The organism is Cellulosilyticum ruminicola JCM 14822 (assembly GCF_001311925.1).
GTDB lineage: Bacteria > Bacillota > Clostridia > Lachnospirales > Cellulosilyticaceae > Cellulosilyticum > Cellulosilyticum ruminicola.
This window is the reverse complement of the sequence record NZ_BBCG01000181.1, coordinates 1-674: the sequence shown is the minus strand read 5'-3', so window position 1 is coordinate 674 and position 674 is coordinate 1. Positions and strand designations below refer to the sequence as shown.

The 674-nt window shown below is 33.1% G+C and carries 1 pseudogene; it reads right to left on the bottom strand.

Annotated features, from left to right (window positions below):
- Positions 1 to 85: 85 nt before the first annotated feature.
- Positions 86 to 541 (bottom strand): annotated as a pseudogene (gene tnpA, locus JCM14822_RS18785) (IS200/IS605 family transposase).
- Positions 542 to 674 lie beyond the last annotated feature (133 nt).

Here is a 674-nt window from a genome sequence, read left to right as displayed (position 1 = left end):
TGGTTTTCTATGTTAGCCCTATAAGGCACTGTTACTTGCCGTGCCTAAAGGCACATTCTTGATTCCGCCACTTGCGTGAGAACCTCTACTTGCCACCCTTAAAAGGGTCTGTATATTCTTTTAGACTTATTTGATCTGTTATCATATCTTCATGCAATTGATTTTTTATATATCTTTCTATTGCTTGCTTATTTCTACCAACCGTACTTACATAATATCCTCTACACCAAAAATATCTATTTCCGTATTTATACTTTAGACTACTAAACTTTTCAAATATCATTAGACTACTTTTTCCTTTCAGTATTCCCATAAATCTAGATACACTCATTTTAGGTGGTATAGACACCAACATATGTATATGATCCGGACAGGCATTTGCTTCTATTATCTATACATCATATCTTTCACACAGCTCTCTAAGTATCTTTCCTATTTCTCTTTTTTGTTTCCCATATATTTCTTGCCTTCTAAATTTTGGTGCAAATACTATGTGATATTTGCAATCCCATTTTGTGTGTGCTAAACTATTTTCATCCATATGGACATCTCCTTTTGTTATTTTAGGTTTTTAGCGGAACCATTTATATTATAACAAAAGGAGATTTTTTATATCATCTTCCACGCTAAAGCTCTACAGAACTACCTGCATAGCAGGTAGTATTCTTTAATAC